Consider the following 26383-nt stretch of genomic DNA (forward strand, 5'->3'; position numbering starts at 1 on the left):
CAAAGGTCCGTCCCTCATTCTTGAGGGACGGACCTTTGTTATGGTTATAATCCTTTTTTACGGCCGGTGATTCTGTTAAATAAAAAGACTACAATGGCAATAACGAGTAAGATATGGATGATGGCTCCTCCGATTTTAAAGATCAATCCGAGCAACCAAAGGACTAAAAGAATTCCAATAATGGTCCAAAGCATGAGTTTCCCTCCTAATAACTGTGATTGATGCTAAGATTCCCTATTTCCATAAATTTAAAACCATACATGGTATTTCACATATAAAAATATACAACCATTAGTAACTTCTGTTAGTCACGCTGAATTTACTCAATAAAATTCTTGCTCTCATTAAATTTTCCTAAAAATAATACTTTACTAAATATTTCTAATTTTGTATGATAATGATTAAAATTCACGGAGGGGAATCAAGATGATCAGACAACTTACAGAACAGGATCATGATATTTGTCAGCAACTCATTCAGCAGCAGCCGGCTGAAAATTTGTTTATTATCGGGGACATTGAAGCCTTTGGGTATGAACAGGATTTTCAGAAAATTTGGGGCGACTTTGATGCGAAAGGGAATTTGAGGGGAATCCTCCTTAAGTACAGAGAAAACTTCATCCCTTTTTCCATGGGTGAATTTGATGCGGAAGGGTTTGCCAGAATCATCAATGGGACTGAAGACTACAGCATCGTTTCCGGATTAAAAAGGATCGTGACGCAGGTTGAACCCTTTTTATCCAGAGAAACTAAATCAATAAGACATATGTATTATGCGAAATGTGACAACACGGAATCAATGAACCGACATGCCCTGCCTCATGTTAAACAGGCTACCCTCAATGATCTACCTCAACTTGTGGACCTATTGAACAGCATCCCTGAATTTAGTGGTGGTGATTTTTCTGTAGAAAAAAGAAAACACAGCATGGAAGCCGGTGTTTCCAGAAGCTATTACGTAGAGGAAGACGGAAAGTTTGTTTCTTCCGCCTCTACAACCGCCGAAAACAGTATGTCAGCGATGATTGTGGCAGTTTGTACCCATCCGGAGTACAAGAAAAAAGGATACGCTACGGAATGCATGACGAAGCTCTGTCGTGACGTATTAGAAGAAGGAAAAGAATTGTGCTTATTCTATGATAATCCTGAAGCAGGGAAAATTTATAAGCGAATCGGATTCAAGGATATAGGATATTGGTCTATGTATAAATTTTAGTCATAAAAAAAGTTGACTCCCAACAAAGAGTCAACTTTTTTCATTATGCTGCTGCTTTCCGATTCCCGATTAACCTCGCCTGAACCAGTCGTTGTCTTACAGTGATTCCAATCCAACTGGCCAGGAATGCTTTGATAAGTCCAACTACGATAAATGGATATACACCTGCTGCCATTGCCTGATTCCAGCTAAGATCGGCTACAAATTTAAGTTGAATGGTACCCAGGATCAACGTAATGATCATTCCGACTGTATTGGCAATCATCGCCATCGGAATGGTGAATTTGGTTTTTTCAAGAATGAAGCCTGTAAAGAAAGCCGCTACGATAAAGCCGAAAATATAGCCTCCCGTAGGACCGACCAGTACCTGTGCCCCTCCACTGAAGCCCGCAAATACAGGAACACCCACTGCTCCCAGGGCTGCATAGCAAACCATGGCAAACGCTCCATATCGGCTTCCAAGAATCGTCGCGGTAATTCCTACTGCCAATGTTTGTCCGCTGATTGGTACGAGTGGCAGTGGAATCTCGATTTGAGCGAAAATCCCCGTAATCGCAGCAAAGATGGCACAGTGAATGATCATCCTTAGTTTTTCTCCGTTCACTTTCAAATCCCCCTTGTGTATGTAAACTATGTATAACATTAAGTTAACACAATTGAAAGGATTTTGGGAAGCTTATTTTTCTTCCCTCTCGTTTTTTAACTGGGAGCATAAACATTACATATCATTTCTTTAGCCTGCCATTCTAAAGCGGTTTTTAATGTAACCCTCCCTTTTGGGAACTCATCAATCCCCTTATCACTCACCAAATATAGGATAGTGCGATTTGGCTGATGTTCATTAAATACTTGAATGATTCTTCCTATGGCTATGTATGGCATTTTCTTTCTCTCCTTATGAGCAGGACGCACTTCCTTTCACCTGCGCCCTGCGTTTTGTAAAGGTGGATCACACGAGCGTACAGCTACACTCGATCATATTTCTCTTCGTTCTCCGTCTATTATCTTTCATTTTTAAGAAGCACTTCTTCACGCACTTGTTCCGCAGCTTCCACCATGGTTTTAAGAGCTAAGACCGTCTCATCGATCCCACGTGTTTTCAAACCACAATCCGGGTTGACCCAGAATAAATGGGGATCCAGCACTTCCAGAGCCCGATGTATATTGCGGATTAATTCTTCACGTTTCGGCACCCGTGGACTATGAATGTCATATACCCCGAGACCAATCCCTTTGTCATACGTATAATCTTCAAAAACATGGATCAACTCCCCATGACTTCTTGATGTTTCAATCGAGATGACATCAGCATCCAGATCACTGATGGCATCTATAATATCTTCAAAATCCGAATAGCACATATGTGTGTGGACCTGGGTTTGCTTCTGTACAGATGAAGTGGCCAATCTGAAGGCATAAACGGCAGCCTTTAGATATTCCTCCCAATTTTCACTCTTTAAAGGCAGACCTTCCCTAAGTGCCGGCTCATCGACTTGTATCATGCGAATCCCATGGGCTTCTAATTCCTCTATCTCTTTTTGGAGAGAAAGTGCGATTTGATTCGATACTTCATATCGTGATATATCATTCCGAATAAATGACCAATTTAGAATCGTGATCGGGCCCGTTAACATCCCTTTAACCGGTTTATCGGTTAATGATTGGGCATATACGGTTTCTTTAACCGTCATCGGTTCTTTAAAATTCACATCACCGTAAATGAGTGGTGGCTTCACACATCTGGAACCGTATGATTGTACCCATCCAAACTTCGTAAATTGAAAACCATCTAATTTCTCACCAAAGAATTCAACCATATCAGTCCGCTCGAATTCCCCATGTACAAACACATCAAGACCTATTTGTTCCTGAATTTCAATCCAGCGTTTTATTTCCGCATGAATATATTGTTGATACTCCCCATCAGAAAGTTCTCCCTTCCTCCATTTCAACCTTTGCCTTCTTACTTCCTGGGTTTGAGGAAAACTTCCTATTGTAGTGGTAGGTAGAAAAGGTAATGAAAAGTACTTCGCCTGTTCCAGTTTACGAATATGGAAAGGATCCTTTCTCCCTACATTATCGGGTTGCAATTCCTCAACCTCTTCCTGCACCTCCCTATTATTGCGCAGGGGTGATTCGTTTAAATTCTTAATCGCCGTTACACTTTGAGCAATCTCATCTTCTATTGTCTCGACTCCCTCACGAATCCCCTTCGTTAAAATTGTGATTTCATGTAATTTCTCATCAGCAAATGATAGAGCGTCAATGAGAGGTGTATCAATTGCTTCTTCATTCTGCAAGGTTACAGGTACATGAAGTAAACTGCATGATGGTTGTATGATCAAGCGATCACTCGGAACATACCCTGCAATGAACGATAGAAGCGAATGGGTATCAGCAAGATTACTTCTCCAAATATTCCTGCCATCAAGAATGCCGGCAGCCAGGAATTTATCTTTAGGAAAACCAAATCTTTTCAGCGCCGCCAAATTCTTACCACGATCATGCATAAAATCTATCCCTATGCCGTCCACTGGGAGTGCTAACACCCGCTGGTACCTTTCCAAACTATCATAATAGGTTTGGAGGATGATCTTTAACCCGGGGCAGGATTCTTTAAGTGTTTGATAGACTTCTTTAAATTGATCCATCTCTTCATCCCCGATGGATGTGCACAAGATCGGTTCATCCATTTGTACCCACTCTACACCCTCTTCCTGTAAATCACGCAATACTTCAGCATAAAGAGGGACAAATTGATCAACGATGGTTTTATAGTCCCCGTTATCATACCCTTTGGACAATTTCACAAATGTGAACGGACCTAAGATAACCGGTTTTCCTTCTATACCCAGTTTTTCTTTTGCCTCCCTAAAAAAATGGAGGGGACGATTTTCCACCAACCGGGGAACGATCCCATCAAGTTCAGGGACGAGATAGTGATAGTTGGTGTTAAACCATTTTGTCATTTCCAGTGCCACCGCGTCCTTTGATCCTCTGGCCATTTCAAAATACGTTTCAAGAGAGACCTTACCCCCACCATAATGAAACCTCTTAGGAACCAAGCCGAACATGACGGCTGTATCAAGCACATGATCATATGAGCTGAAATCTCCAACCGGAATCAAATCAATTCCCTGATCCAGTTGCTTCTTCAAATGGTTGACTCGTATTTCCTCCATTTGTTCTAAGAAGGAATCCTTTTCAATCTTCCCTGCCCAAAATTGTTCCAGCGTCTTTTTCCATTCACGCTTTTCACCGATTCTTGGATATCCTAAATTTGAACTGATCACCTTACTCATTCAATCCTCACTCCTTATACTTGATATGGTTGTCATCAACAAAAAAATCTCCCTTTCAAATGAAAGAGAGATTCATACGCATCACTAACTTGAGTTGAGACAATCTTGTATTCTCAACACGTATTCCTCACCCCTCTCTATATCCACGTAGAGCATAAGCGCATACAACAGGCAGGTCTCCTGACTTAGGTTCACAGCTTCTTATCCCTTCCCATTTCAACAGAAATAGTGGTTGAATGATAAGTCGCTCCCCATTACAGTGGCGGGACCGTGCCGGATTTTCACCGGTCTTCCCTTTTAGCTGAGCATGACTCAGCACCTATTGCATTTGTCTATTTAATTTTTCTTTCATAAAAACGAAAAGCCCTCTCTTGCGAAAGAGAGGGCTTCATGTTTATGAGAATCCTCTCTTATTTTCCAAAGCAAAGTGCTTTGCAGGAATTAGCACCTTTTCAACACATCGGTTGAATGGTTGCCGGGTTTCACAGGGCCAGTCCCTCCACCACTCTCAATAAGAGTTACAAATATATTCATTTACTATTCCGAAATTTGTAATAATCGTAGCACGGTACATATAAGCTGTCAAAAGAAATTTAATTAATACCTTACACGTTTCTAATAATAGGTACTTTCTACATAATGACATTTGATACAAGATCTTGTTACATCCGTTTCATAAAAGACATGTCTGCAGTTTTCCTGAATGCTCTTCACTTCTTTTTCGAGTTGGATGACTCTCTGATTGAGCTTTACGATCTCATTCTTCAATTTCAGTACATGACAAGAAGGTTTATCGATAGATGTTTGATCCATTTTCCACAAACTCCTTCGATTTTTCTTTCAATCCTTTTTCTATTTCCTTATGAGCATCATTCATGCTAGTCTCCTTCATTCCCCTTATGTCATGTGATATTCTCATTGAACAAAATTTCGGGCCACACATTGAACAAAAATGGGCCGTTTTTGCCCCTTCTGCAGGAAGTGTTTCATCATGATACTCCCTTGCACGCTCCGGGTCCAGGGATAAATTAAATTGGTCATTCCATCTAAATTCAAATCGAGCCTTAGAAACGGCATTATCTCTGACTTGTGCCCCTGGATGGCCTTTCGCCAAATCCGCTGCATGTGCTGCGATTTTATAAGCAATGACACCTTCTCTCACATCATCTTTATTCGGTAATCCCAGATGCTCTTTCGGTGTTACATAGCACAGCATGGCTGTCCCAAACCAACCGATCATGGCAGCCCCTATGGCGGAAGTAATGTGATCATACCCCGGTGCAATATCTGTCGTTAATGGCCCCAAGGTATAAAAAGGAGCTTCATGACAGATTTCCATTTGCTTATCCACATTCTCTTTAATCATATGCATCGGTACATGACCAGGGCCTTCAATCATGACTTGTACATCATGCTTCCAAGCAATTTTGGTTAGCTCGCCTAATGTTTCAAGCTCGGCAAACTGTGCTTCATCATTCGCATCAGCAATTGATCCGGGTCTTAAACCATCTCCTAAGGAAACGGAGATATCATAGGCTTTTAAAATCTTACATATATCTTCAAAATGGGAATAAAGAAAGTTCTCTTTATGATGGGCAAGACACCATTGTGCCATGATTGAACCTCCACGGGAAACAATGCCTGTTGTACGATCAGCCGTCAGATGAATATACCTCAATAAAACACCTGCATGAATGGTGAAATAGTCAACACCCTGCTCCGCCTGTTCGATCAATGTATCCCTGTACACACCCCATGTAAGATTCTCAGCAATTCCGTTTACTTTTTCTAGTGCTTGATAGATCGGTACCGTACCAACAGGGACAGGGGAGTTTCGAATGATCCACTCCCTTGTTGTATGAATGTTTTTACCTGTTGATAAGTCCATTATGGTATCGGCACCCCAACGAGTTGCCCACGTCATTTTCTCCACTTCTTCTTCAACGGAAGATGATACAGAAGAGTTTCCGATATTCGCGTTTATTTTCACATGAAAGTGACGACCGATGATCATCGGTTCACATTCAGGATGATTGATATTGGCAGGAATGATGGCCCTGCCCTTTGCTACTTCTTCTCTTACAAATGAAGGATCAACATTTTCCCGGATAGCGATGAACTCCATTTCCGGTGTAATGATTCCTTTTTTTGCATAGTGCATTTGAGTCACATTACGACCCATTTTTGCCCGTATTGGGGTACGTTTGATAGTAGTGAACGCCTCTACGTGTGCATAAGGATCGTCTCCTTTATAGCCGTTATCTTCCGGTTCGATTTCACGTCCCGGGTAAGCGGCGACATCCTGACGTTCCAGGATCCACTCTGTGCGAACGGAAGGTAACCCTTTATGAATATCGACTTGGTAACGCTCATCTGTATAAGGTCCGCTTGTATCGTATACACGAACCGGTTCATTCTCTTCAACGCCCAAGGAAACATTCGTCCTACTCAGTTCTATTTCTCTCATCGGTACATTTATGTCTGGTCTTGATCCTCCGACATATACTTTTTTACTGTTTTTAAATTGCGTTTTTAACTCGATCGCCACTTAACTTCTCCTCCTTTTGATTGGATCTTAGAAGTTACTGCGTCAGGCATCCCATTGTTCAACAAAAGGACATGAAGACACAAAAAAGGGTCCTGAATAATCAGAACCCGAAATGTCAAAAAGTAGTAAGCGCCTCAAAACACAAATAAACGCTTCCGCACTACTTCCCTACGCTGGTATCATCCAGATCAGGTTCAAAGGGTCAAAGAACTTATGCGTTCTCCTCTCAGTCCAAGCAATTTATCGGACTCCCCTAGTAGAAATATTGATAGTATTCTATTGTATTACATACTATTTTTACCATGATTCATTCTTTTTTCCAATAGTAGTATAGTAACAAAATCAAATTAGGACATAATCACACGTTTGATTTCCATTACCTTTTCAGGGTCTATCCCGAAGTCATAGCTCCCATTATGACGGACACCTGATCCTACATGATATTCTCTTGCTTTTAGCTTGCTGTGTATTTCGCCTATATTTTCCACAGTTAAACCCGAACCCGGCATGATAGTGGGACCACCCATTTGCTCTATTTCCCTCATTTTACCAATCGCCTCCAGTCCCTTACTCACTTCAGATTTTCCGCCTGATGTGAGAATTCGATCAACGTTCAATCCTGAATGGAATATTCCTTTGCATAAGGCTACTGGATCATCAGACAGGTCGATAGCGCGGTGAAAAGTAATCGATTGACCCTTCGCACTTTGTACGATCTCCATTAAAGCGTGGGAATCAAGCTTACCTTCATGTGATAATGCGCCAAAGACGATGCCACGGCTTCCCATTTCAACCATTGTTCTAACTTGTTCCACCATGGTATGCAATTCATCAGACTGATACGAGAAAGATTTACTATGTAATCGGATCATAATCTGAACAGGAATTGAAACGGTCCTTAATACTTTTTCTATCACATGAAAATCAGGAGTTAATCCTCCCTCATGTATGGCAGACACCAATTCAAGTCGATCTGCTCCGGATGCTTCTGCAACTTTGGCATCTTCCTCATTCAAGACTATGACTTCCAGTTTGCTCATGTTGAATTCTCCTAACGTGATGATGTTACGTTAACTTTATCACAATGTTGAAGATTGTTGAACTTGTGATGAAAAGGATTTCCCCGCAAAAATATGAAATATGTTGTTATTTAAAAAGACAATACTCATACGTTTGCATTACAAATCCTATAAAAAGTAACAATCTATCAGAAAAAGACAATGATTCCTCTTGCAAATCATTGTCTTCCCCATCTCCCATTCAATCTTATTCAGAAAATAAATCCGGATACACCGTTTTTGCTGTTAGCTCAACGGCTTCTCCAATACGTGGTCCTGGTCTTGACATAATGTCTGAATCCAAGAAATAGACTTGGCCATTTTGCACTGCATTTACATCTTTCCAGCTTTCCCGGGACTTGATTTCGGCTGTCGGCTCTTCGACATAACCCACTGTCGTTAAAATCATATTAGGGTTCCGTTTAATGATTTCTTCTTCGCCTACTTTCACCCAGCCTTTTTGATCTACAAAAATATTCTCGACCCCTGCCGTTTCAAGTATTTCCTGCTGAAACGTTTCTGCTCCTGCTGTATAAATATCAGGGGAGGGACTGATTTCAAAATATACTTGTTCTTTTTCCTTTAGCGTGCTTACTTTTTCTTTCACATCTGAAATCTGTTGCTTGATGCCGTCTACCAATTCGTTCCCCTTGTTCTCTACTCCCATTACCGTTGCAATTTGTTCTATATCCCCATAAACATCTTCAAAGGTTTGGGCAGATTGAATGACGAATACGTTTAATCCCGCTTCCTCAAGCTGCTTCACTCCTGCATCATCTCCAGTGGTATAAGCAATGACAACTTCCGGCTTTAGTGCAATGACCTCTTCCGCATTGACTGTCATGGAATCCGACACTCTTTTAATCTCTTTCGCTTCCTCTGGATAGTTGTCGTATTCAGTTGCCCCGATTACCTTATCTCCTGCTCCTATGGCAAAGAGAATCTCTGTGTTACTCGGCTGTAAGGAAATAACGGTTTCCGGCACTTTCTCAAAGCTAATCTCTTCTCCCCTGTCATCGATGACAGAATAAGACTCATTATCAGACTTGACTTCCTTTGTGGATGTTACTTCTTCCCCATTGCTGCACCCTACGAAAACAACCAGGATGAATGATAATAGTAAACTATTTAACCATGACTTTTTCATATTTCATCTTCCCCGCTTCTCTATATTTTGTCTTTATACGATTTACTCACAAAAGGAATTTCTTCAATCCCTTCACATTTATTCACATACACGGCCATCACAAACAGGACATTTGCCAGTAAATGAGCGTATTTAAATAGAATATTTTCCACTTTCATCTCAGTACTGACTTTATGTAAGGCACGGACGGACTTTTTTGCTTCACTGCGACAGGTATGAAGCGTACATGCGGCTGTACAGCCTTGAGGAAGGACAAAGGTTTGGATACGCTCCTCGACTTCCGACACATAACGATCGTACATTTGGCTCAATTTATTCAAGTCGTCTTCCTTGATGGCTGTCATTCCCCGGACCGAACCATTGAGGTGGTACGCCATCTCAGCTAAATATAGTAAATCGTCCTGAACTTTCGGTAAGTGCTCCGTCATTGATGACGCGAGTCCAATTTTAGTCGACAGTGAATCGGTCCGGATCTCAAAATCCACGGTTGAAACAGACTCACGCATATAGGGATAACATAAATAGCGGAAATCCTTTGCCATATGTAAGTTCCTCCTTTCTGAATGATGTTTGTGAAGCACCTATCGTATCTTCCGGGAGGTTTAAATAAACACAAAAAAACCACCCAAGAATATTGGCCGGCAGTTGTCATCCATATGAAAAAAGAGATGCTAAAAAGCCGCACCATACCCTTAACTTCCGAAGAGCATAATACGATGGAAAAAAGGCAGGTATCCTGGCTCGTGCGTCAGCCTACTCTAAGAACCTTCCCATCTGAATGATCAAATAGTGGTTTTCTTCTTATTTCGTCAGCACTTACAGTTGCGGAAACAGCTTCGGATTCACACCGAATTCCCTTTATGCTAAAGATCAGCACCTAATTTCTGCGTGGGTTTATTCACTTAAGGAACATTATACCACTTTATCCATATGAAAGATGATGAAGTTTTGCATAAAAAAACAAACATGTTGACGTACAAGCTTGAATATCTTGTGAGTATGTGAAGAAATGATAAGGAGGAAAAACATGAAGCGATTGATTGTTTTGCTATTATGCGTATTTTTGTTAAGTGCATGCGGAGACAAAAAACCTGCATCCCATGAATTATGTGGATACGGGGATATGATGGTGGTGAACAAGAAGGAATATGTGAAGGTCCCTGTGGAGAAGAAGTTGGTTCTGGATGAAAAGCTTGGATCTATTAAAGAAAAGATTGATAGTCAATATCACCCCGAGAATGATTTCTCGGCAAATATACTAAAAAAAGGGACACCCATCTATAGCGTGAAAGATCACAGCAATTATCTAATCGCCCAGACAGAGGATAATCGTTATATTTTATATGAGGAAATCAACTAAAAAGGAGGGCTGTAAGCAGATGTTTACAGCCCTCCTTTATTTAGTTCGTGGAATTCAAGGAAATCAACCGATACAGGATCGTCGTTTTCTCATCCATCCACTCCATCTTTTCGATACTGCCGTAACCACTCGGGTCACTGTGTTTCGTTTTTCTTACCTCTATCGGAATATGCATAGGGTAAAGGCGATATCCGTCCTTTTGCAGTACGAACAGATTCTCTTCTTTCCTCACTTCTTTTCCTTTTGTCACGATCATCGTGTTTAACTCTAAGCCCATGCCCATTTCGCTTGACCTCAATCCTTTTTGTATTTAATCATACACCACTGTCTTTTGATTTTTCATCCAGGTGCATAGCATGGAGACGATTTGTTGGTTCTTTCGTGGAGGGAAGTAATGCGTAAACTCTTTAAAGTATTGGGATGACACAGATTTATTCAGCTCATTCAGTCGTTTTTCTAATCTATATGCATGCTCAACTGAAACGTTCTGATCCTTTTCACCATGAATGATCAAAACGGGAGCTTCCAGGTTTTCTAACTCATATAGGGGCGTACGCCATTCATATCTTTCCGGAAATTTATTGGGACTTCCCCCTATGACTCTTTTCATCATTCTCCTGAGATCCTTCCGTTCGTCATATGTTAAGAACATATCCGAAACGCCTCCCCATGTAACAACAGAGGTAACGTCCCTGCGCTCCACGCCTGTCAGTAACGCCATTACTCCTCCACGGGAAAAGCCAAACACATGAATCCGGTTATGGACCACCCTGTGATAGTGTTTGAGCAATTCAACACCGGAAATGGCGTCTTCACGATCATCTCCAGCAAAATCTTCTTTTCCCTCTCCGCCAAGGTTTCCTCTGTAATAAGGAGCAAAAACAATGAATCCGTGAGAAGCAAATTGAGCGATTCTCGCCGGCCGGACCATTCCGACGCCTTTGATCCCCCCTCTCAGATAGAGGAACCCATCATACTTTCCACCTCCGACAGGTTCAGCCAATAAGCCTCTCACCCGGAGACCTCCGGATAGATAGGTAATTTCATATAGTTCCACATGTGGATTAGGTGAAGGAAACAATGTTTTCTTCACAATCGTTCCGTTTTTCATATTCTCTTCCTTTCAAAACGTGCATTGGGTATTCACACATTTTTTATACTCTACATAGACTATTTTAGCAAATCTCATCATCAACAGGAGATGCCGAGACGCAGCCTTCATGACCATCCTACCCTTCTTATATATAAGGATAAACAAGGCAAAGAGAGATGCACTCATCCCATTCTATCGTTACACCGGTTTCACAAAGCTTAAAGGAGGAATATTGAATGAAAAAATGGCTTAGAAGTAGCTTTGCCATGTTGCTCATCGTCATGTTAACAACCTGTTTGACAGCATGTGGAGAAAAAGAAGAAGTCGTACAAAAGGTTCGTGTAGCAGAGGTTACCCGCTCGATTTTCTATGCCCCTGAATATGTAGCCATCGAAAAAGGATTCTTCAAAGAGGAAGGGCTGGACATTGAATTGACCACTACGTGGGGTGGAGATAAAACGATGACCACCTTGCTATCGGGCGGTGCCGATATCGCTCTGGTCGGTTCAGAAACCTCCATCTACGTCCATGCACAAGGTTCGGATGATCCGGTCATTAATTTTGCTCAATTAACCCAAACCGACGGAACGTTTCTCGTCTCCCGTGAAAAAGTGGAAAACTTTGATTGGGATCAATTAAAAGATTCTACCTTCCTTGGCCAGCGTAAGGGCGGAATGCCGCAAATGGTAGGGGAATTTGTGCTGAAGCAGAACGGCATCGATCCTCAGAACGATTTAAACCTGATCCAAAACATTGATTTCGCTAATATTGCGAGCGCCTTTGCTTCGGGGACAGGGGACTACGTTCAGCTATTCGAACCAACGGCGTCCATTTTTGAACAGGAAGGAAAAGGGCATATCGTGGCTTCCTTTGGAACCGAATCAGGGCATGTTCCCTATACAACGTTCATGGCCAAAGACAGCTATATGAAAGACAACAAAGAAACGGTGGAAAAATTCACGAAAGCTCTATACAAAGCTCAAGCATGGGTGGAGGAAAACAGTGCAGCAGACATTGCTAAGGTGATTGAGCCCTATTTTGAAGACACAGAGCTTGCACTGATTGAAACAGTTGTCGATCGCTATAAATCACAAGGGTCCTTTGCGACCGATCCAATCCTTGACGAAGAAGAGTGGAACAATCTCCAAAACATCATGGATGAAGCAGGAGAGCTTCCGCAGTCCGTTGATCATGAAACGTTAGTGAATACTTCGATCGCTGAAAAAGCAGCAAAGTAGCAACAATCCTGGGGCTGACTTCACATGTCAGCCCTTCATTTACTTATAGAAAAAAGAAAATGGAGGCTGAAATACAGTGAACTTTCTATCGTTAGAATCGATCCATCATACCTACTTTTCACCCAAAACGGCCACCCATGCCCTCTCAGACATTACGCTTTCTGTAAAAGAAGGTGAGTTTGTCTCGTTTATCGGTCCGAGTGGATGCGGCAAAACCACTTTACTCTCCATTATTGCAGGACTCATCCAACCGACCGAAGGAACGATTTCATTATACAACCAACCTATCCGAAAAATGAAAAAGAAACTCGGCTACATGCTCCAACAGGATTATCTGTTTCCATGGAAAACCATCGAAGAAAATATATTTTTAGGTCTGACCATTATGGGGACCCTGACAGAAGAAAAGAGGAAGGAAGCACGTGATTTATTGACTGAGATGGGGTTAGAGGGTGTAGAAACGTCGTATCCGAGGGAACTGTCTGGAGGAATGCGACAAAGGGTAGCGCTGATTCGCACATTGATCACAGAACCTCAATTGCTCCTTTTGGATGAGCCTTTCTCTGCCCTCGATTATCAAACCAAATTGAAGCTTGAGGACCTGGTGTTTTCCACATTAAAGTCTTTTGGAAAAACAGCCATTCTTGTCACTCATGATATCGGGGAAGCCATCTCCATGAGTGACCGCATCATTCTATTCGGAGCAAAGCCAGGACGGATTCACACCACATTCGAGGTCCCGTCATCGTTAACAGGGTTAATGCCCTTTGAAGTCAGAAATCACGAAGAATTCCCGGGATTTTTCCAAACCATCTGGAAGGAGCTTGAAAAACTTGAATCACGAATCGATTAAACAAAAACACTTGGAATACATTCAATCATTGAAGAAAGAACAGCGATGGGTTTGGTTTTATCAAGCTCTTATTTTCCTTGTGTTCTTCTCTCTTTGGGAGCTCGCGAGCCGGAACAGCTGGGTAGATCCCCTCATTTTCAGCTCACCCTCGAAAATTTGGAAGCTGTTTCTCATAAAACTCGGAGACGGAAGCCTATTAGCCAACCTGTCTGTCACACTCGGTGAAACCATCATCGGATTCATTCTCGGCACCTTACTTGGAACCCTTTTAGCTGCTTTATTATGGTGGTCACCATTTCTTTCTAAAGTATTGGACCCTTATCTTGTCATCCTTAATGCCATGCCAAAAGTAGCCCTCGGTCCGATTTTAATTGTAGGGTTGGGACCCGGCTTCACATCCATCATCGCCATGGGTACCGTCATTTCCGTCATTATCACCACGATTGTTGTGTATACTTCCTTCAGGGAAGTAGATCCAAATTATTTAAAGGTCATGCAGACTTTCGGAGCAAGAAGAGGGCAAATGTTTAAAGAGGTCATTCTCCCTGCCTCATTCCCGACCATCATTTCGACACTGAAAGTAAACGTGGGCTTATCATGGGTCGGGGTCATCGTAGGAGAATTCCTTGTGTCCGCCAAGGGGCTTGGATATATGATCATCTATGGTTTCCAAGTCTTTAACTTTACCCTTGTCCTTCTATCCCTGCTTGTCATTGCCATATTCGCTACCATTATGTATAAGCTGGTTGAACAGCTCGAAAAGAAGTTGATCAAATCATAAGGTCGAGGTCCCTTATTCTCTTGAGAGCCAAGTCCACCACTTGATCTTTCATGATAAAACTAAAGGAAGGATCGTCATGGATATTGGAGAAATCACCGTTCCAAAGGACGGCTCCTTCTGTTTCCAGATAATCACCTTTGTTTATGAGCTCCTCAGCTTGAGCAAAGAAAATGGTTTTGATAAATGGTGAGTGATCATATACCTTATATTCCCCTATAAATAAAGGCCGGTTGATCACTCCCCCTGTCTCTTCATACGTTTCACGGATCGCAGCTTCTTCAAGGGTTTCTCCTTTTTCCCGCTTTCCCCCTGGAAACTCCAGACCTCTTTTTTTATGCCGTGTTAACAACCATTTCTCTTTGAAACGGCATAGAACTAACACATGGTATGATTCTTGTTGAAACCTTCCCTTTTCAAAGCATATTTCTACTCTTTTCCCATTTTCATCGATAAACTGTTCCATCTGACTTCACCTCATCCGCACACACTTTCTTTCATCTAACCATAAATAAAAAGCATTGGTCCACAGATTTCACTTCTGAACCAACACTTTTGTCATTACTCCTGGTTTTCATGAGGTTGCGAATTCAGGATGCCTATACTATCAATGAATTTCTTCGCTTCATCATCTCCCAATTTATGAATCATTTCATACACAAGATGCAAGTTTTCATCATACGCATCATTCTCGCGATCAAAATGATACTGGAGATAGGGTACGTGAGCCCGATAGAAATTCTGCCAATCGACTGAGTGATTGGAATCGAACACTTCCCGAAGCTGGGTGATTTCTTCATCGGTTGCAGATATCTTAAAGTTCCATTCGGAATCTGTCGAGCTTCTTGAAATTTCACCAGTGGCTACTTCAATATAATAATCATGTCGTTCTTCGTTCATCTTCCCACTCCTTCACTGTACTTATCCTTCATTTTCCTCAATTGAAGAAATTCTATTCACTTCGATTTCTTCTTCAACACTTCTACCGCTTTCCGTAAAAACTCCGGCACGGGGACTCCCGCTCTACCTACATTCTCAATGATTGAAATCATTTCATTACATAAATAAAAAATAATCGTCGCATTACGAATAAAGTGTTGATTTGTTAGTATAGTATCAATAAGGTGGGCAACCGTGACAAGAGCGAAAATCAGCACTTTCCGGCCAATCCCTTTCAAACCGGATTTGCTTGATAACTCTCCTTCGATCCCACTTGCAATCATCCCGGTGAAATAATCCAGAATCACGGCAATTAACAAGATAGTCAACAGCGAATTCCATTCTCCAAATAAATTTAGAATCATTGCACCCAGGCCCGATCCAACGAACAGCATACTTTTTTCCAAATATAGCATCCCCTTTTCCTAATGGTTGGCTTTGTTACAAGTGAATGTGAAGCCAGGACTCCACCGGCTTTTATAGCAGCTTATGTCAAAAGTGAGCAAAGACCGATTTATATCTCGTGGTTAATTAGTCTTATAAAGGGTAAAGACAAATAAGAGTTGTCCTAGCATAATATGTAGAGAAATTCATAAACGTTCATGGTAAAATGATACGAAAGGGAGGTGAAGCGCATGAAGTTGATCGAAGAGATTTATGAAATGTACCGAGGAAGGATCAAAGGTACCGACGAAGACTTAGACCTCATTGCCCTTACAATCTTAGAAGATACCTCCAGGAACGAGCTCCTGGAACTTATTCAAGAAATGGAAACAGAAGAATTACAATACTTCTTCCGCTTATACATATTCGAAACACTTAAAGAAAAATGGTCCAACAGCGAAGAACGAGTGAGACTTGAGAAAAAGAGCCTTCACTAATCGAAAAGCGGAGGCGGCTTGCTAAGGCCCGACAAGCATTTCTGGGAAATCCCTGAAGGCGTTCTTTGCCTTTTGGGGATTTTTCAGAAATGACCTTGAGGGACTAGCCGCCGGAGCTGGACAATCGTATAGTCATTTTCCAAATGAAAGAAGAAGCCTTGATCCGAATTTTTCCGGAACAAGGCTTCTTCCCTTTTCATCCCCTCACATCAAGGACATGTCCTTGATCGGGATGCGGTGCAGGCTGACTGACCTGCATTTCTTTCATCATTACGGTCGCTTGAGCCGTTTGAGTCGCCATCTGACTTTTCAATAAATTCATACTGAGTGTTCGTTGAAGCTCAGCGACCTGCTTACCCATCATTGACGAAACATCCTTGGTAACATCCCCCTCGTTTCGACTATCAAAGCTTGTACATACTAATAAAAAGTCATTCGCACTAATCAGCATACCAAATTTTTCTATAGGGAAATTGAAACCTTGAGTATTTCCGTCATAAAAATGTTGATATTTATCCACGACCATCCCATTCTTCTATGGTAAAATAGTGAAAAAAAGGGGGTTGCGTAATGTCAGTAACTCTTGTCCTGATCATTGCTGTTGCTATATGTATTTTAGTGATATTCGTAAGTGCCCTTACGACTTCCAAAGCATATACAGCGGTTAAACATACAGTAGATCCACTTGAAGATAATCCTCACTTGGAGAAGATGAAGCAAGAAGATGAAAAGCAAGACAAATAAAAGAAAATCCACCGTTCTAATTTGAACGGTGGATTTTTTTAATGTTCTTATGCAAAAACCTGCTTTAGCTCTTCATTGCTTTGGCTAAGCCAGAAACGCATCAATTTCTTTGCTCCTTCTAAATCATGGAGCTTCGCCTGGCCGCATTGTTTTTCATTGGCTGCCGGAATTTCTTCTATCTCGACCGCTTCTTTCATCGTATCATTCAAAAGGCCGATGATTTCTTCCACTTTCGGCTCTCCGCTAACAACCAGATAGTAGCCAGTCTGGCATCCCATCGGGGAAATATCAATAATATCGAAATGAGCATATGGCTCTGCGTATTTACGGATGGTGAAGGCTAATAAATGCTCTAGTGTATGAATGGAATCAGGCTTCATCGCTTGTTTGTTCGGCTGGCAGAAACGAATATCAAACTTGTTGATAAGTCCGTCGCTTCCTACCTTATGGACACCGCAATGTCTCACAAAAGGTGCTTTCACTGCATTATGATCTAATTCAAAGCTTTCTACTGAAGGCATTAAAATCACTCCCATTTAGTTTCTAGTTATAAGTATAACGTAAATTCATAGTTATTTCATCAACTTAATCCGAATTAAAAAAATACCTGTATTTTCTAATTGGAAATTCTTAATGATACATTTTTTATATACGGAAGAAAAACCGATTGTGATGAACATTGGAAGAACAGCAGTTAAAAACATTTTTATCCTCTTCACAGTTCTGATATAGTAAAAGAAAATCAATCAGGAGACGTGTTATGAAAAGGTTATTGTTACTTGTATTCAAGGTGTACCAGCGGGTCATCTCTCCTCTCAAGCCTCCCACTTGCCGGTTCTATCCAACCTGTTCCCATTATGGCGTGCAGGCAGTGAGCCGGTTCGGTGCAATACGCGGAGGCTGGTTAACAATAAAGCGGATTTTTAAATGCCACCCCTTTCATCCTGGTGGAATTGATCACGTGCCAGAAAAGTGGCCATCTAAAAATCCGAATCATCCCGACTAGCTCCTATCCGGAGGTAGTCTTTCTTTTTTTAAAAAGATAAAATATAAAAATTCATCCATTTATCTTGCTTATTCCCCATAACGGTAGTAAAATAACCTTTGTGCTAAATCGTAATCATTACAGTTATCAAATTATTTCATTTAAAGGAGGATTCCTCTTGAACTATATTCGTATGAGTTTATTTTTATTATTGATTTTCGTATTGTCCGCTTGCGGAGCCACTTCTGAGCAGGAAGAGGCTGGAAAGAAAGATAAATTGGAAGTCTACACTACTGTGTATCCACTCGAGGATTTCACGAAAAAAATCGGTGGGGAACATGTGGATGTGGAAAGCATTTACCCTCCAGGTGCCGATGAGCATACGTTTGAGCCTTCACAAAAAGATATGATTAAAATGGCTGATGGAGATGTTTTCTTCTACATCGGAATGGGACTTGAAGGATTCGTTGAAAGATCGAAATCGATTCTGGAAAACGAAGATGTAGTCGTTGTACCGACCAGTGAACATGTTGAATTGAAACATGAAGAAGATCATGGTGAAGAAAGTGCTGAAGAGCATGAAGAGCACGAAGAACATGGCGACTCTCACGGGGACAATCACGGGGATGAGCACAACCATGACGTTGATCCTCATCTATGGTTAGACCCGGTCTACTCTAAAGAAATGGCGAAAACCATTGCAGATACCCTTTCAGAAGAAATGCCGGAACATAAGGAAGATTTTCAAGCAAACCTCGATGCTTTAACGAAAGATTTAGATGCGCTGGACGCTGAATTTAAGGACATGGCTGAAAATGCACCAAAGAAAACCTTCTACGTTTCTCATGCTGCTTACAGCTATTGGGAAGAACGATACGGATTGCACCAGGAAGCCATTGCCGGATTGAATACGGCTGATGAGCCATCGCAGCAAGAACTTAAGAAGATCATTGAAAAAGGAAAAGAAGACAATGTTCAATACATCCTCTTTGAACAAAACGTCTCTTCCCGTCTCACAGAAGTCGTACAAAACGAATTGGGTGCAAAAGCCCTGACCCTTCATAACCTTTCTGTACTTACGGAAGAAGACAGAAAGAATGATGAAGACTATTTTTCACTCATGAAGAAGAACATCGAGACTTTAAAACAGGCATTACAATAGAACATTTTGAGAAAGAGCAGCTGGCGAGCTGCTCTTTTTTAGTTTTTGCGATTAAAAATCTTTATAAAAAGGTACTTTTCAAGATTAATCGTTAAATTAGCAAGTATATTAGCAATTATCGACGGGTTTTTAGCTCCGGGAGTAGGCCGATATCAATTTTATTTTCAAATTCGGTCGATTTATTTTCAATTTTCCAGTTTTATTTTCAAAATCGAGCCATTTCTTTTCAAATTTTCAATTTTATTTTCAAATCAAACCCTCTGCTTCATTTTGCATATATATTTTCGATTCCCGTAAAGCTCTATGCCAATATACGATTAATTTTACTGCTGTATTATCGACTCTGCCCCATATATTTTCGACTTTGCCTATTATATTATCAACTTAAAAAAATCGACATTCGCCAACAGCATTCCAGATCAACAATCAAACTTTCTCCCCCTACTAAAAATCATGAATATTATTTTCCATTAAGTGGACAATAAGGAAATGTTAAAGACTAGTAAGGGAGACATGAGAATGGATGAATTAGTAATTGCTCGTTCCTTGTTTGGTACTACAATGGCCTTTCATATCATTTTTGCCACACTTGGAGTCGGTATTCCGTTAATGATTCTTGTTGCAGAGATAATGTATCAACGGACGAACGATCTCGATTATTCCGTGATGGCAAAACGCTGGACGAAGGCCTTCGCCGTGCTGCTGGGGGTAGGGATTCCGACAGGGACGATTGCAGGTGTTCAATTGTCACTCCTATGGCCCGGGTTCATGGAGGTTATCGGGCGGGTGATGGCACTGCCGTTCCAAATCGAAATCTATGCCTTTTTTGTTGAGGCGTTATTTATGTCTATTTATGTATATGCGGCGAATCGGATCGCTCCCTGGATGAGAATCGTGAGTCTTGTCCTGGTCGCCATCGGTGGACTTGCTTCAGCTGTTTTAATCACGAATGTGCATGCGTTTGAAGGGACACCCGCCGGATTTGAAATGGTGAACGGAGAAATTACCAACGTGGATCCTTGGAAAGCCTTCTTCAATCCAAGCTTTTTCGTTACGGCGGGGCATGTTGCTTTATCTGCTTATGTAGTGGGATCGTTCACGATTGCTACAGTTTCTGCATTTAAGATGCTCCGAACTTCATTTGGGTCAAGGATTTATAAATTTCATCAAAAATCACTCATGATTTGTTTATTAGTAGGGGGCGTCTTCTCCTTCTTCACAGCGATTAATGGACATGAATCGGCTCAAATGCTTCATGAGTATCAGCCTGAGAAACTGGCTGCAGCTGAAGGCTTGTTTGAAACCCAAACCCATGCACCACTTTCCATTGGAGGCTTCACGGATCCTGTAGAGAGGGAAGTAAAATGGGGGATCGAGATCCCCTGGGCCCTTAGTTTTCTTGCTGGAAACAGTTTCGATACGGAGGTCATCGGCTTAAACGACTTTCCTGAAGAATATTGGCCGCCTCTCTTCGTTCATACGTTATTCAACGCGATGGTGGGAATCGGCTCCCTGCTCATTTTACTTTCCCTCATTGCCTACGTATGGAACAAATTATTGAAAAAAGACCGGTTCCCTAAGTGGTTGATGTGGTCGTTTGTAGCCGGTGGCCCCCTATCGATCTTAGCTATCGAATTCGGATGGATTTTCGCTTGTACCGGCCGTCAGCCTTGGACGATTTACCGCATCCTGAGTACAGAGGATTCGGTTACCACGACGGGAAACTTAGCCGTTCTGTTCGTTCTGTTCGTTTCGGTTTATGCGATTTTAGCCGTGTCCGTGGTTCTTGTTCTCTTGTATTACTTCAAACGGAATCCGCCTGAAAAAGACATCAACAAAGCGGAAGGAAAGAATAAGGATATTCCTCTATCCACATAAACAGCAATAATGGGAGGTGAAGTTATGACACAAGCATTGATTGCCATCACGATACTATGGGGGTTCGTCTTTATTTATGCCGTCATGGCAACGATGGATTTCGGGGCCGGCTTTTGGTCGATGATCTACATTAATCATGACAAGACAAAAGCCACCAATATCGCCAACCGGTATCTGTCGCCAACCTGGGAGGTGACGAATACATTCATTGTTGCCCTGGTAGTGGCAGTGTATAGTATGTTTCCAGGTGCAGCCTATTCATTAGGAACGGTGCTGCTCGTCCCTGGAAGTTTAATCCTGCTGCTTCTGGCTCTTCGAAGTGCATTTCTGGTATTCTCTCACGTGGCAGATGATTACAGAAAGCCATTGACCTATGTGACAGGGATTACAGGATTGTTGATTCCAGGTCTGCTCATCAGCGTACTTCCCATCTCTCACGGACCTTACATCGATTTTGAAGACGGACAAACGCTTCTTCTCGGAAAGCTGTTTACGAGTCCACATGAATATGCCTTCTTCGGATTTGCCGTTGCCAGTACGTTATTTCTTTCATCCTTGCTTCTTGCTGACTACTCAAAAGCTTCTAAGGAATTTGAAGCCTTTAAAGTGTATCGGCGGGATGCGATGATCATCGGTCCAATCTCTGTCATTATGGCGTTCCTCATTATGTTCACCATGAAGAATGAAGCGTCATGGATATATGATAGAATGATGGAAGACCAGAATTTGTTATGGCTCTCCTTAATCGGGTTCCTGGTTGCCGGAGGAACATTATTTCTACCCACCAATAAAGAGGGCATGAAGGGAATGCCCCGTGTGGCAGTCATCGCCGTGACATTTCAATATGTTCTGGCGAGCTATGTATACGGTAAAGCCCACCTGCCCTATATCATCTACCCGGAAGTCACGATCCAGTCCGGATTCACGGATCCCAACTCGTTTAAGGCTGTGTTCATCACCTATATTGTCGGATTCATCATCCTGTTTCCTGGTTTTGTCTACTTTTGGAGCTTGTTTATGAATGATAAACGATATTTGAGGCAAAAAAGTGAATGACTGCACTATAGCTCCGAGACTCTCGGAGCTATTTCTCTTATCATTTGCTTATCCATTCCCCTGGCCTTACACTAACGGTAGAAATTAGATTTGAAAGGATGATCCATAGTGGCACAATCAATTAAAGGTAAAATCGCTTATATTACGGGTGCTGCCCGGGGAATCGGAAAGGCAACAGCATTGGAGCTAGCCCGAGAAGGTGTTCATGTCGGCTTGATCGCCCGGACAGAAAGTACACTGGAAAATGTGGCGGAAGAAGCAAGATCACTGGGTGTGAAAGCCAGTGTCGCAGTAGCTGATATCTCAGATATGGAGCAAGTGGATGAAGCCATTTCGAAACTGAAAAATGAACTCGGTCCAACCGATATCCTGATCAACAATGCCGGTATCGGAACGTACGGCTCTTTTCTGGAAATCGATCCGGCAGATTGGAAGAAAACCTTTGAAGTCAACGTATTTGGAACGTATCATGTGACGCGTGCCGTCCTGCCTCAACTTATCGAGAAAAACCGCGGGGACATCATCAATATTTCTTCCAGCAGCGGATTGAAAGGCACGGCAAAAAGCACGGCTTACAGTGGATCGAAATTTGCCGTTCAAGGGATGACAGAAGCGTTGATGCAGGAAGTCCGTCCACATAATATCCGTGTCATGACTCTGAACCCAAGCCTCGTGGCAACGGATCTTACCTTTGGGGATAAGCTCGATGAAGCGGACAAAGAGAAATACATGCAGCCCGAGGATTTAGCGGAACATATGGTTTCTCAGCTGAAATTACACCCGCGTATCTTTATCAAGCAGTCTCTTCAGTGGGCGACGAACCCTTTTTAATAAACATAAGAAACAAGAAAAGCTCAGATTCAGCTCTGAGCTTTTCCTTTTCAACCTTCTTTTTATCTGTGTTGATCTACAAGAATCGGATTGCCATCAGGATCTTCAATCGTGAAACTTGCAGGACCTTCGCCTGATTCATCTGCTTCAGTCAACATTTTTACACCTTGTTCTTTCAGCTGTTTTTGAAGGTCCCGAATGTCCGTAAACGATTCGAGATTTTCAGCATTTTGATCCCATCCTGGATTAAAGGTCAGGAGGTTCTTCTCAAACATACCTTCGAACAGACCGATTACAGTACTTCCATTCTTCATGATAAGCCAATTTTGGGCAATTTCCCCTCCCAAAGTTTGAAATCCAAGTTTTTCATAAAATGCTTTTGATTTATGAATGTCTTTCACACTTAAGCTTACAGAAAATGCACCTAGTTTCATATTTCCTCCTCCTGAAAATTGATAATTCAGATATTCGTGATAGGTCAAGTATAAATAATTACCATTGGAAAGACAATTATGCGTTAAACTTTTCTCTATACGTGGTCACTTCACTCAACCGTTTTTTATTCAACTCCACACCTATCCCCGGACCATCCAAACGTTCCGCCCTACCATTTTTCACGACGATAGGAGAAGAAATGATATCTTCTTCCCAATATTTCGAGGAGGAAGAAATATCCCCCGGAATCGAGAATCCCTCGAGAGTGGCAAGGGCCAGATTATGAGCCCGGGAAACCCCAAACTCGATCATGCCTCCGCACCATACATTGATGTGATTCTCCTGGCACAACCGGTAGATTTCCAAAGCACTTGTGTAACCTCCGACTCTGCCAAGCTTGATATTGACCACTCCGCAACTATTTAAATAGATGGCACTTTTCATATCATGAGGGGTTACGATACTTTCATCCAAACAAATCGGAGTCGACAGCTCTTTTTGCAAAAGAGAGTGCTCCACTAAATCATTAACTCCCAAAGGCTGTTCGATCATCTCCAGACCAAACTCATCTAGTGCTTGAAGCCGGCTTTTGTCTTCAAGGGAATAAGCTGAGTTCGCATCTGCCAGAAGAGAAAGGGAAGGAAAATGGTCCCTCAACTCTTTCACAATCTCCACATCCGCTCCAGGAGAGATTTTCAGCTTTATGCGTTGATACCCTTCCTGCACAAGATCTTCAGCCGAATGGATCATTTCTTTCACTGAGTTGGACCCCACAACGGCGCCGGCAAGAATTTCAGAACGTGTCCCCCCGATCATCTCCCAGAGAGGAACGTTCTGCTGCCTTGCATAGAGATCCCATAAAGCCATTTCAAGTGCAGCCTTCGCCATTGAATTTCCCCGAACGGCTGCGAATCTCTTTCCGATTTCTTTAGGGTGTTCAAACGGGTCGCTGTTCATTAAAGGAATTAATACATCTTTGATCATATGATAGGATGTTTTCACAGTTTCTTCTGTATACCACGGTGTGGAAAAAGCAACCCCCTCTCCCAGTCCAATCAATCCGTCGGCATCCTGAATCTCAACGATGATCCCTTCCCGTTTTTCAACGGTTTGCAGATGGGTCACAAAGGGCTTTTTCAATGGCATCGATAGGATGTGAAGCGTAATGGATTTAATCTTCATCGACATACAGTCCCTTCTCCCACTGCTCCCGTAACACCCTTCTCAGCAGTTTGTTCGAGGCATTTCGTGGTAACTCATCTACAAAGATTATTTTTTTCGGCTGTTTATATGACGCCAAATGATCGGAGCAGTAGTTTAAGATCTCTTCTTTTGTAAGATGCTCTTTTTTAACGATAAACGCACAGGGAATTTGTCCCCATGTGTCATTTGGAATTCCAGCCACCCCGGCATCCTCTACTCCGTCACAGCCCAACAGCACACTTTCAATTTCCGCAGGATACACATTTTCCCCCCCGGAAATGATGAGGTCTGATCGCCGGTCCAGTACAAATAAGAACCCCTCTTCATCTACATAACCGATATCCCCTGTATGGAACCAGTCATCTTCAAAACTTTTCGCATTGGCTTCCTCTCTTCGATAATACCCGTTCGTTACATTCGGGCCTTTTACCAGGATTTCACCCTCTTGATTTGCTCGAGCTGCACCTTTTTCATTCTTGATTCTTAATTCTGAAGGAAAGAGGGGCTTCCCGGCGGAACCCAGCTTCTTCATACTATATTCAGGTGATAATGTCACGATTTGTGAAGCCGTTTCAGTCATTCCATACGTTTGAAAGACGGGCACTCCCTTATCCTTACAAGCCTGAAGTAAAGAAAGTGGTGCAGGTCCGCCGCCTAACAGCATGCAGCGGAAATTCGGGTGATACGTTCGACTCCCTGAATCTTTCATCAAACGCTGAAGCATATTGCTTACAACCGACATGATCGTAACCCTTCCACTTTCAAGCTCCTGATTGATGCTCTCGACGTCGAAGGTTTCAAACAGTCGTACCTTCATCCCATAAATGACACTTCTCATAAGGATCGAATACCCGCTTATATGAAAGAGAGGAACCGAGCAAAGCCAGGCATCATTTTCACTTATTCCCAGGTTCAAAGAAGAACCAATGGCACTCCACCAATGGTTTCCGTACGATTGAAGGACTCCTTTTGGGGCTCCGGTCGTACCAGAGGTATACATAACCGAGCATGCTTGGTCTAACTGAAAATAATCCTTCACTTTAAAGCTTGTAGGTGGTGTTTGAAACAACTGAGAGAATGGGACCCCATCAACGTGATCCCCTAAAAAAGACAACTTATCCTCAAACTCATCTTCATAAATGACCGTTGTTAACTCCATATCCTGTATTTGAAAAGATAATTCATTCGAACTCAGTTTGTTGTTTAATAAAACCGTCGTGAATCCCAGCTGTTGAATGGCATGGATAACCAACACAGATTCCACTTTATTTTTAATCATGAGTCCCACAAAGGGATGGGTGGAAGATTTCACTACTGTATGAAGCTGTTCGCCTATATGAATTGCTGTATCCCAGAGCTCTCCGAAAGTATATTCCACATCACCATTACTTAGTGCCATCCGATCAGGGGTTAAGAACGCTCTTTGTTTTAGCCAGTTAGGCAATTGCTGTGTAGTCATCCTGTCATTCTCCATTCCTTTCTTGTTTGTGCTCTTTACCGTCTTTCGTTACAGAGCTTTATTGGATCTTTTGTTCATTGTTACGGCACTTCTGAGCTTTGTTCTGTAACTTCTGGACTTTGTTGTGCCACTTTTGGCTTTTGTTGTGCCGCTTCCGGCCTTTGTTGTGCCGACTCCCACAAAACTTGTGCCAAATTGTGAACAATAAGAAAAACCAA

At 42.1% G+C, this 26383-nt stretch carries 30 protein-coding genes and 4 riboswitches; of the genes, 12 read left to right on the forward strand and 18 right to left on the reverse strand.

All coding sequences use genetic code 11. The annotated features are described in order from the left end of the window. Positions 1–44 precede the first annotated feature (44 nt). Positions 45–194, reverse strand: a complete 150-nt coding sequence (locus AAEM60_RS18395) for a lmo0937 family membrane protein (RefSeq protein ID WP_156142529.1) — start codon at positions 192–194, stop codon at positions 45–47. A 232-nt stretch (positions 195–426) separates the two neighbouring features. Here AAEM60_RS18395 and AAEM60_RS18400 point away from each other — a divergent pair, with 232 nt between their 5' ends. After that, on the forward strand, positions 427–1215 hold the full coding sequence (locus AAEM60_RS18400; RefSeq protein WP_299739456.1) for a GNAT family N-acetyltransferase: 789 nt from the start codon (positions 427–429) through the stop codon (positions 1213–1215). 43 nt (positions 1216–1258) lie between these two features. Here the strand turns inward: AAEM60_RS18400 and AAEM60_RS18405 are convergent, their stop codons facing one another. The 7 genes from AAEM60_RS18405 to AAEM60_RS18435 all read right to left on the reverse strand — a co-directional run bounded on the left by AAEM60_RS18405 (position 1259) and on the right by AAEM60_RS18435 (position 9812). After that, positions 1259–1798, reverse strand: coding sequence for a biotin transporter BioY (locus AAEM60_RS18405; RefSeq protein WP_299739688.1), 540 nt, complete (start codon positions 1796–1798; stop codon positions 1259–1261). A 418-nt stretch (positions 1799–2216) separates the two neighbouring features. Beyond that, positions 2217–4517 (reverse strand): 5-methyltetrahydropteroyltriglutamate--homocysteine S-methyltransferase, encoded by a 2301-nt coding sequence (gene metE / locus AAEM60_RS18410; protein WP_299739458.1) that lies wholly within the window; start codon positions 4515–4517, stop codon positions 2217–2219. 152 nt (positions 4518–4669) lie between these two features. Next, a riboswitch (cobalamin riboswitch) is annotated at positions 4670–4855 on the reverse strand. A gap of 69 nt (positions 4856–4924) precedes the next feature. Next, positions 4925–5035: riboswitch (SAM riboswitch) on the reverse strand. 97 nt (positions 5036–5132) lie between these two features. Continuing rightward, positions 5133–5330, reverse strand: a complete 198-nt coding sequence (locus AAEM60_RS18415) for a hypothetical protein (protein ID WP_299739460.1) — start codon at positions 5328–5330, stop codon at positions 5133–5135. Next, the gene (thiC, locus tag AAEM60_RS18420; protein WP_299739462.1) at positions 5308–7065 is read right to left on the reverse strand and encodes a phosphomethylpyrimidine synthase ThiC; all 1758 of its coding nucleotides are present in this window, start codon (positions 7063–7065) and stop codon (positions 5308–5310) included. The genes AAEM60_RS18415 and thiC overlap by 23 nt, the downstream gene beginning before the upstream one ends. A 148-nt stretch (positions 7066–7213) precedes the next feature. Beyond that, positions 7214–7330, reverse strand: a riboswitch (TPP riboswitch). Positions 7331–7412: 82 nt separating this feature from the next. Beyond that, positions 7413–8105 carry a copper homeostasis protein CutC gene (locus tag AAEM60_RS18425; protein WP_341356848.1) on the reverse strand — a complete coding sequence of 231 codons (693 nt, stop codon included), beginning with the start codon at positions 8103–8105 and terminating at the stop codon, positions 7413–7415. A gap of 226 nt (positions 8106–8331) precedes the next feature. Continuing rightward, positions 8332–9270: an ABC transporter substrate-binding protein gene (locus AAEM60_RS18430; RefSeq protein WP_341356849.1), complete on the reverse strand. Its 939-nt coding sequence runs from the start codon at positions 9268–9270 to the stop codon at positions 8332–8334. 20 nt (positions 9271–9290) lie between these two features. Beyond that, entirely contained in the window at positions 9291–9812 is a 522-nt protein-coding gene (locus AAEM60_RS18435) for a hypothetical protein (RefSeq protein WP_299739468.1), read from the reverse strand. Between the two features lie 166 nt (positions 9813–9978). After that, a riboswitch (cobalamin riboswitch) is annotated at positions 9979–10166 on the reverse strand. Positions 10167–10297: 131 nt separating this feature from the next. On the opposite strand from AAEM60_RS18435, the gene AAEM60_RS18440 reads away from it, so the two are divergent. Further along, a complete protein-coding gene (locus AAEM60_RS18440) occupies positions 10298–10630 on the forward strand; it encodes a hypothetical protein (RefSeq protein WP_299739470.1) in 333 nt (110 codons plus the stop codon). Between the two features lie 40 nt (positions 10631–10670). Here the strand turns inward: AAEM60_RS18440 and AAEM60_RS18445 are convergent, their stop codons facing one another. After that, positions 10671–10913 (reverse strand): DUF2584 domain-containing protein, encoded by a 243-nt coding sequence (locus AAEM60_RS18445; RefSeq protein ID WP_299739472.1) that lies wholly within the window; start codon positions 10911–10913, stop codon positions 10671–10673. Positions 10914–10940: 27 nt separating this feature from the next. Next, on the reverse strand, positions 10941–11741 hold the full coding sequence (locus AAEM60_RS18450; RefSeq protein WP_341356850.1) for a prolyl oligopeptidase family serine peptidase: 801 nt from the start codon (positions 11739–11741) through the stop codon (positions 10941–10943). Between the two features lie 218 nt (positions 11742–11959). Between AAEM60_RS18450 and AAEM60_RS18455 the strand changes: the two genes are divergently transcribed. The 3 genes from AAEM60_RS18455 (at position 11960) to AAEM60_RS18465 (ending at position 14595) form a co-directional block, all read left to right on the forward strand. Continuing rightward, complete coding sequence (locus tag AAEM60_RS18455) at positions 11960–12961, forward strand: ABC transporter substrate-binding protein (protein ID WP_341356851.1); 1002 nt, start codon at positions 11960–11962, stop codon at positions 12959–12961. A gap of 76 nt (positions 12962–13037) precedes the next feature. After that, complete coding sequence (locus AAEM60_RS18460) at positions 13038–13814, forward strand: ABC transporter ATP-binding protein (RefSeq protein WP_299739478.1); 777 nt, start codon at positions 13038–13040, stop codon at positions 13812–13814. Further along, a complete protein-coding gene (locus AAEM60_RS18465) occupies positions 13795–14595 on the forward strand; it encodes an ABC transporter permease (protein ID WP_341356852.1) in 801 nt (266 codons plus the stop codon). Before AAEM60_RS18460 ends, AAEM60_RS18465 begins: the two co-directional genes overlap by 20 nt. Here the strand turns inward: AAEM60_RS18465 and ytkD are convergent. From ytkD to AAEM60_RS18480, 3 genes are all read right to left on the reverse strand, one after another. Then, complete coding sequence (ytkD, locus tag AAEM60_RS18470) at positions 14585–15058, reverse strand: RNA deprotection pyrophosphohydrolase (RefSeq protein ID WP_341356853.1); 474 nt, start codon at positions 15056–15058, stop codon at positions 14585–14587. The genes AAEM60_RS18465 and ytkD overlap by 11 nt on opposite strands. A 95-nt stretch (positions 15059–15153) precedes the next feature. After that, on the reverse strand, positions 15154–15492 hold the full coding sequence (locus AAEM60_RS18475) for a hydrolase (RefSeq protein ID WP_299739484.1): 339 nt from the start codon (positions 15490–15492) through the stop codon (positions 15154–15156). Between the two features lie 56 nt (positions 15493–15548). Next, entirely contained in the window at positions 15549–15938 is a 390-nt protein-coding gene (locus AAEM60_RS18480) for a phage holin family protein (RefSeq protein ID WP_341356854.1), read from the reverse strand. Between the two features lie 228 nt (positions 15939–16166). Here AAEM60_RS18480 and AAEM60_RS18485 point away from each other — a divergent pair, with 228 nt between their 5' ends. After that, on the forward strand, positions 16167–16412 hold the full coding sequence (locus tag AAEM60_RS18485; RefSeq protein WP_044340349.1) for a DUF6154 family protein: 246 nt from the start codon (positions 16167–16169) through the stop codon (positions 16410–16412). 196 nt (positions 16413–16608) lie between these two features. On the opposite strand, the gene AAEM60_RS18490 is transcribed toward AAEM60_RS18485, so the two are convergent. Continuing rightward, positions 16609–16776, reverse strand: a complete 168-nt coding sequence (locus tag AAEM60_RS18490) for a hypothetical protein (RefSeq protein WP_341356855.1) — start codon at positions 16774–16776, stop codon at positions 16609–16611. Positions 16777–16982: 206 nt separating this feature from the next. Between AAEM60_RS18490 and ytzI the strand changes: the two genes are divergently transcribed. Further along, entirely contained in the window at positions 16983–17156 is a 174-nt protein-coding gene (gene ytzI, locus AAEM60_RS18495; RefSeq protein ID WP_299739493.1) for a YtzI protein, read from the forward strand. Between the two features lie 47 nt (positions 17157–17203). On the opposite strand, the gene AAEM60_RS18500 is transcribed toward ytzI, so the two are convergent. Next, on the reverse strand, positions 17204–17677 hold the full coding sequence (locus tag AAEM60_RS18500) for an S-ribosylhomocysteine lyase (protein ID WP_299739495.1): 474 nt from the start codon (positions 17675–17677) through the stop codon (positions 17204–17206). A 239-nt stretch (positions 17678–17916) separates the two neighbouring features. Here AAEM60_RS18500 and yidD point away from each other — a divergent pair, with 239 nt between their 5' ends. The 5 genes from yidD to AAEM60_RS18525 all read left to right on the forward strand — a co-directional run bounded on the left by yidD (position 17917) and on the right by AAEM60_RS18525 (position 23068). After that, complete coding sequence (yidD, locus tag AAEM60_RS18505; RefSeq protein WP_341356856.1) at positions 17917–18162, forward strand: membrane protein insertion efficiency factor YidD; 246 nt, start codon at positions 17917–17919, stop codon at positions 18160–18162. Positions 18163–18334: 172 nt separating this feature from the next. After that, positions 18335–19303 carry a metal ABC transporter substrate-binding protein gene (locus AAEM60_RS18510; protein WP_341358019.1) on the forward strand — a complete coding sequence of 323 codons (969 nt, stop codon included), beginning with the start codon at positions 18335–18337 and terminating at the stop codon, positions 19301–19303. A gap of 519 nt (positions 19304–19822) precedes the next feature. Further along, positions 19823–21181, forward strand: coding sequence for a cytochrome ubiquinol oxidase subunit I (locus tag AAEM60_RS18515; protein WP_282138950.1), 1359 nt, complete (start codon positions 19823–19825; stop codon positions 21179–21181). A 24-nt stretch (positions 21182–21205) separates the two neighbouring features. Beyond that, on the forward strand, positions 21206–22237 hold the full coding sequence (locus AAEM60_RS18520) for a cytochrome d ubiquinol oxidase subunit II (protein WP_341356857.1): 1032 nt from the start codon (positions 21206–21208) through the stop codon (positions 22235–22237). Positions 22238–22345: 108 nt separating this feature from the next. Continuing rightward, positions 22346–23068: a 3-ketoacyl-ACP reductase gene (locus AAEM60_RS18525; protein ID WP_299739504.1), complete on the forward strand. Its 723-nt coding sequence runs from the start codon at positions 22346–22348 to the stop codon at positions 23066–23068. Positions 23069–23130: 62 nt separating this feature from the next. On the opposite strand, the gene AAEM60_RS18530 is transcribed toward AAEM60_RS18525, so the two are convergent. The 3 genes from AAEM60_RS18530 to AAEM60_RS18540 form a co-directional block, all read right to left on the reverse strand. Next, complete coding sequence (locus AAEM60_RS18530; protein WP_341356858.1) at positions 23131–23502, reverse strand: VOC family protein; 372 nt, start codon at positions 23500–23502, stop codon at positions 23131–23133. 76 nt (positions 23503–23578) lie between these two features. After that, positions 23579–24685, reverse strand: coding sequence for an o-succinylbenzoate synthase (gene menC / locus AAEM60_RS18535; protein ID WP_341358020.1), 1107 nt, complete (start codon positions 24683–24685; stop codon positions 23579–23581). Continuing rightward, entirely contained in the window at positions 24675–26165 is a 1491-nt protein-coding gene (locus AAEM60_RS18540) for an o-succinylbenzoate--CoA ligase (protein ID WP_341356859.1), read from the reverse strand. The genes menC and AAEM60_RS18540 overlap by 11 nt, the downstream gene beginning before the upstream one ends. Positions 26166–26383 lie beyond the last annotated feature (218 nt).

The organism is Rossellomorea sp. y25, assembly GCF_038049935.1.
In the GTDB taxonomy this organism is placed as follows: Bacteria; Bacillota; Bacilli; order Bacillales; family Bacillaceae_B; genus Rossellomorea.